A 5395-nucleotide genomic window follows, 5' to 3' on the forward strand; every position below is an offset into this window, starting at 1 on the left:
ATACCGGGCCTGACTATGCCGGCCCGCTGACCGCGGAGCGCTACCGCAAGGCGCCGATTCATCTATTGACCACGGCTTCGCTGGCACGCCTGAAAGCATTGCACCCGGAAGGGGTCGCCGACCCGCGCCGCTTCCGCCCCAACATCGTTGTCGACATGGCGGCCATCGAAGGCTCGTTTCCCGAAACGGAATGGATCGGCCGCAAGCTTGCCGTCGGCGATCTCCTGCTGACCATCTCGGAACCCTGCCGCCGCTGCGGTTTCACCATCGTCGCCCAGGATGGCTTCGACCATGATCCGGCGATCCTGCGCAACCTGGTCCGTCACAACGCCCATAACCTCGGCGTCTATTGCACGGTCGACAGGCCGGCGCGCGTCGAAGTCGGCGACGCGATGCGCTTCCTGTAAGCTATCGATACAGATCCGCCCGTGTCGGCGGCAGGCCGCTTGGACCGCGCGCGCGCTTGGTGACGACGGTCTGGAAAATCTGTGCCGATGCGCGCTCGAAGGTGATCGAACAGCCCGTCAGGTAAAGCAGCCATAGCCGCGCCCTGGCCTCGCCCACCTCGGCGATTGCCTCATCGAAGCGGGCCTGCAGCCGCTCGGCCCACAGCCTGCAGGTGCGGGCATAGTGCTCGCGCAGGTTCTCGACATCGTAGACGAGAAAACCATGCGCCTCGAGATTGCCTGTTGTCATGCCGATGGTGTCGAGTTCGCCGCCGGGAAAGATATATTTGAGCAGCGCCTTGAACTCCGGCCCCTTGCGCAAGGTCTTCTTGATGTCGCCCTTGCTGCGCCGGGTGATGGCGTGGTGCAGATAGATGCCGCCCGGCTTCAGCAGGCGATGAATGGTCTTGAAATAAGTCGCATGGTTGGCGAGCCCGAGATGTTCGAACATGCCGATCGACGAGATCTTGTCGAAGCTGCCGGTGAGTTCCGCATAGGATTTGATCTCAATGGTGATGCGGTCCTCCAGCCCCTCGGCGCGAATGCGTTCGCGGGCCAGCTCGGTCTGCGCCTGCGACAGCGACACACCGTGGCCGACGACGCCGTAGTTCTTCGCCGCATGGATCAGCATGGCGCCCCAGCCGCAGCCGATGTCGAGCAGTCGTTCGCCCGGTTTCAGCCGGAGCTTGCGGCAGATGTGGTCGAGCTTGTCGACCTGCGCCTCGTCGATGCCATTGGCGAAATCCTTGAAATAGCCGCAGCTATAGACCATGCGCTCGTCGAGAAAGAGCCGGTAGAAGGCGTTCGAGATGTCATAGTGATGCTGGATCGCCTCCTGGCTCGAACCGCTGACATAGGGATTGCGCCCCGACAGATCGGTCCGCGCGCTCATCTGCTTGCGTGCCAAAAGCACGGAAGGCAGGTCGCGCAGGATCGCCATTTTCGGCAGCGACTTGAGCTTGGTTCTGAGCTTGCCTTGCGACGGCAGGGCATAAAAATCGAAGATCGTCCCGTCTTCGATGTCGATCGTCCTGGAAATCCACATCTCGATCAGCGTCGACAGGGACGGTCGCTTCACGATCTGCCAGACGATGTCCTGGTCGTTGATGGTGAGCACCGGACCAGTGGCGGGGCCGATCCGCTCCCCGGTCCACAGCCTGACCGCAAAACCCGGCTTCAATGTTTCGATCACCGTCCGAACGATGCGAGCGGCCTTTTCGGCTGCCTCCATGCGATTCCTCCGAATGCTGGCTCCGGGGCAGAAGCTTGCCCGGTCGGCCTGGCAATCGCAAGCCGGCCCGCACCAGGCCCGCCCGTTGGTTAATTTCAGACCTGCACCTTGTCTTTTGCTGCAATGCACCCCATCATGAGTATGTGTTCAACAAATCGAAAGGAGGTGATCCGATGTCGAGTGATTTCGTTTTCCAGAACGTGGCCTCAGCGGATTGCACTTTCGGGAAGCAGTCTTCCCGTTAAGGCGCGAAATGCGCGGCGGCTGACCTCATAGGTCATCGCCATGGGCCGCGCCACGGACGGAAACACGGAAGGCCGCCAGCTTCGAAAGAAGCGGCGGCCTTTTCCGTTTGCGGACCAGACTACTGGGTTAATGCGACCTTTTCGGTGTTGCGAATGATTTCCTGAAAGGCGTTGTCCAATTCGGCTCCGGTGGACACGTCGAAGAAATGCCTCTTGGCGCCGGAGGTATCTTTCGACGAACAATCCTTCAGCACCGCCTTTGCTTGGTCCCGCTCGGTTGTCGACATATCCTTGTCGTCCAGATCGAAGCCGATGGTGAAAATCTCGATGCCGTCGTTTTTCATGTTGTCGCACAGCGTTTCGGCGTTGCCGCGCGCAAGGCTGCCCTGCCTGTTGTAGCTGTCCCCAGCGCCGGCGAAGGCCGTATTGAACTGGCCATCGGTCATCAGGATCGCGACCTTGGCGATCTTCTTCGGATCGGCATCCGAGGCACCCTTGCCAAGACCGGCATTCCTGATCGCAGTGCGCCATTGCGGCGACAGCATATAATAGGTCCACTGAATGGCGATCGCGCCGGCCGTAAACCCATTGGCCCGGAAGTCCTCGATCGATTCAAGCAAGGCATCGGAATCGGCGGTCAGCGGGATCACTTTCGCATCAGGACACCTGTTCATGTCCCCGTCACCGAGATGATCGTCCCGGTTGACCAGGGCATAGTATTTCTTGCCGTTCCCGTCGGTGCGAACAGTATCCGGGCCGTCGGCGCTCATATCCGCGTTGCCGTTCTTGTCCTTGCGCTCGGTGGCGCAATTGTCGGGGCGTGGCATCGCCGCGCCGACAATGGAGATGTAGTCGCTGAACGACGGCAGCAGATTTTTGCCCGTCTTAGCGACGACAAGCGGACTGCCGGCGATGGGTGGGAGTTCAGAGCTGCTTTGCTTCTCGGCATAGATGTTTTCCGCCAGCTTGCCGGCGTTGACGCCAGATGCGTAAGGCACAATCGCGACGCGGATGCGGGGGTTCTGCGGATCCTGTTTCTGCAGCATCGTCTGGACGGCGTTTTTTGCAGCTGTTTTCAGATCGCCGATTTTGTCGACCTTGCCGCGCTTGGCCATCGACCCCGTTATGTCGAGCATCATCGCCACTTCAACGGTCTTGTCCGAATAGAGCGCCGTCGTGGAGGCGGCGACGCGTTTCATGTCGCCCGTGCCAAAAATCGGGAAATACAGCCCGACATCGACATGGGCGTCAGCCTGGACCGTCTTGGCGGTCCTGTTGACGATCAGCCTGTCGAGCACGATCTGGTCGGCCTGCAGAATGCCTGCCTGGCTGTTGGCGTCGAGAAAGGCCTGCACCGATTTGTTGGCATCGGCTTCCTTGATGGCGCCGGTCGTTAGGTCGCGTGCCGTCGATGTGACCGCGGCGTCGACGACGCCTTGGAGGCTCGATCTGGCATTGTAGAGCTGCGATACGTTGACCGAGAAGCCAACAGCCAGCGCCAAGACCGAGGCGCTGAGGCCGAACAGGATTGCGAAATTTCCACCGCGATCCCTGGCGAACCCGCCGACCGCGTGAACAAGACCCCCGTAATTCCGCATCCTACAGCCTCCATTCGCCTCGGCCTCGTCGCCGCGGACAGGGCAATGCAGGATTCCCGCCGGATGACGCCGCTGGCTGGTAGAAGGCCGGCCGCTTGTCGCCAAGTCATTATTTTTGTTCGGCTTCAAGCTCCGCAAAGGTGAATGACTGGTAAACAGAAAGGCGCGGCCGCGGCTGCGTTTACGAGCCGGTTACCATGCTCAAGACGAAGCAATCACGGAATCCCGATGACGTCCTGTTGCGGGACAGGGTCCGTGTGCCGAAGCGGGCCAGTTGTCCCGAGACTGCAGGGCGCGAAATGATCGGATCCAACGCCTCCGGCCGTCGAAAGACCAAAGCGCCATCACGTTTGAAAACCAGGGCCGCTTTTGGCCGCGCCTCAAGGGGTGTTGAGATTCAGGTAAGGCCAGGTCGAAAATGATGGCTTTCGAGAACCGGAGCGGAGCGGACATTTGGTCCGTGAGCATCGGAAGCTCAGAAAGCCGTCATTTGCAGACCGGCCTCACCTGAATCGACATACCTTTAGGCCAGCATCTGTGCGCCGACGGTCCTGTCGATACCGTGGTAGGGCGGGTTGAACAGATTGCCTTCCTGTTCATAGGTCCATACCTTGAACAGGCTGAGCCGGTGGGCGCCGAAACTATGCAGCAGCGGCACGTCGGTGGCGTCGCGGCCGCGGGCGATGACGATGCGGCCGATTCTTGGCGTGTTGTGGCGAGGATCGAACGTGTACCATTTGCCGTCGAGGAACACTTCCAGCCACGCCGAAAAGTCCATCGGCGCCGGATCGGCTGGCACGCCGATATCACCGAGATAGCCGTTCACATAGCGTGCCGGAATATTCATGCAGCGGCAAAGCGTGATCGCCAGATGAGCGAAGTCGCGGCAGACCCCGACGCGTTCCTCATGCGCCTGAGCCGCGGTGCGGGTCGAGCGCGCATAGCCATAGCCGAACGACAGCCGGTTGTGGACATAGTCGACGATCGCCTGCACGCGCGCCCAGCCGGACGGAATGTCGCCGAAGAGCTGCCAGGCCAGGCTGCTCAGATGATCCGTCTCGCAATAGCGGCTGCCCAGGAGATAACCGAGAACTTCGTCCGGCAGGTCCGCCACCGGCACTTCCCTGGCCAGCGTGTTTACCTCGTCCGTCTCGCCGCTGTCCTCGACGACCGCGTCGTACAGGATGCGAAAACCACCGGCGGGCGCTGTGAAGCGCCGGCAGGCATTGCCATGCAGATCGTGGTACAGCCTTGTCGGCACCGCGGGCGAGGTCAGCACCCGCGTCTGCCGCTTGATATCAGCCTGCCTGTCCCGATGGATCTCGAGCACTGAAATCACCGGCGTGGCGGCTACGCATTCGATGGCGATTTCATAGCCGAGCCGGATCAGCATCGTTGGTCCCCCCTTCGATCTTGTGAGAAGCAGTCCTTCCCAAACGCCCGGAGGATACCGTGGTTCCCTGGGCCGATCGAAAAGCCCACCCCGTGTCTTCCCCTGCCGCGGTCGAGACGTTAGGTTCGGCAACCCGCCAGCGCTCCCCGGACTCAAGGAAAATCATGTATTCAGGCAGAAAATTCGCGGCCTTCCTCTTCGACATGGACGGCACGCTCATCAATTCCATCGCCTCGGCGGAACGGGTGTGGAGCGATTGGGCACGTCGCCAGGGCCTCGACGTCGCCGCCTTCCTGCCGACGATCCATGGCGTACGCGCGATCGAGACCATCACCGGCCTGGCACTGCCGGGCGTCGACCCGGCACACGAGGCTGATCTGCTGCTGAAGGCCGAGGCGGCCGATCTCGAAGGCATTATCCAGATCGCCGGCGCCGTGGCATTTCTCGATTCGCTGCCGCCCGAACGCTGGGCGATCGTAACC

4 protein-coding genes and 1 pseudogene are annotated in these 5395 nt (G+C 61.2%); 2 read left to right on the forward strand and 3 right to left on the reverse strand.

The features are described 5' to 3' along the window. On the forward strand, window positions 1–407 hold a 407-nt coding region (locus tag EN914_RS22785), incomplete at its 5' end, for an MOSC domain-containing protein (RefSeq protein ID WP_127389273.1). Window position 408: 1 nt separating this feature from the next. Here the strand turns inward: EN914_RS22785 and EN914_RS22790 are convergent. The 3 genes from EN914_RS22790 to EN914_RS22800 form a co-directional block, all read right to left on the reverse strand. Then, a complete protein-coding gene (locus EN914_RS22790) occupies window positions 409–1677 on the reverse strand; it encodes a cyclopropane-fatty-acyl-phospholipid synthase family protein (protein WP_024504212.1) in 1269 nt (422 codons plus the stop codon). Window positions 1678–2041: 364 nt separating this feature from the next. Beyond that, window positions 2042–3520: a TadE/TadG family type IV pilus assembly protein gene (locus tag EN914_RS22795; protein ID WP_024504211.1), complete on the reverse strand. Its 1479-nt coding sequence runs from the start codon at window positions 3518–3520 to the stop codon at window positions 2042–2044. Window positions 3521–4043: 523 nt separating this feature from the next. After that, window positions 4044–4913 carry a transglutaminase family protein gene (locus EN914_RS22800; protein ID WP_013529017.1) on the reverse strand — a complete coding sequence of 290 codons (870 nt, stop codon included), beginning with the start codon at window positions 4911–4913 and terminating at the stop codon, window positions 4044–4046. 164 nt (window positions 4914–5077) lie between these two features. Here EN914_RS22800 and EN914_RS22805 point away from each other — a divergent pair. Further along, a pseudogene (locus tag EN914_RS22805) lies at window positions 5078–5395 on the forward strand (HAD family hydrolase); the annotation flags it as partial.

The sequence above is a fragment of the Mesorhizobium sp. M7A.F.Ca.CA.001.08.2.1 genome, from assembly GCF_003998455.1.
GTDB classification, from domain to species: domain Bacteria; phylum Pseudomonadota; class Alphaproteobacteria; order Rhizobiales; family Rhizobiaceae; genus Mesorhizobium; species Mesorhizobium ciceri.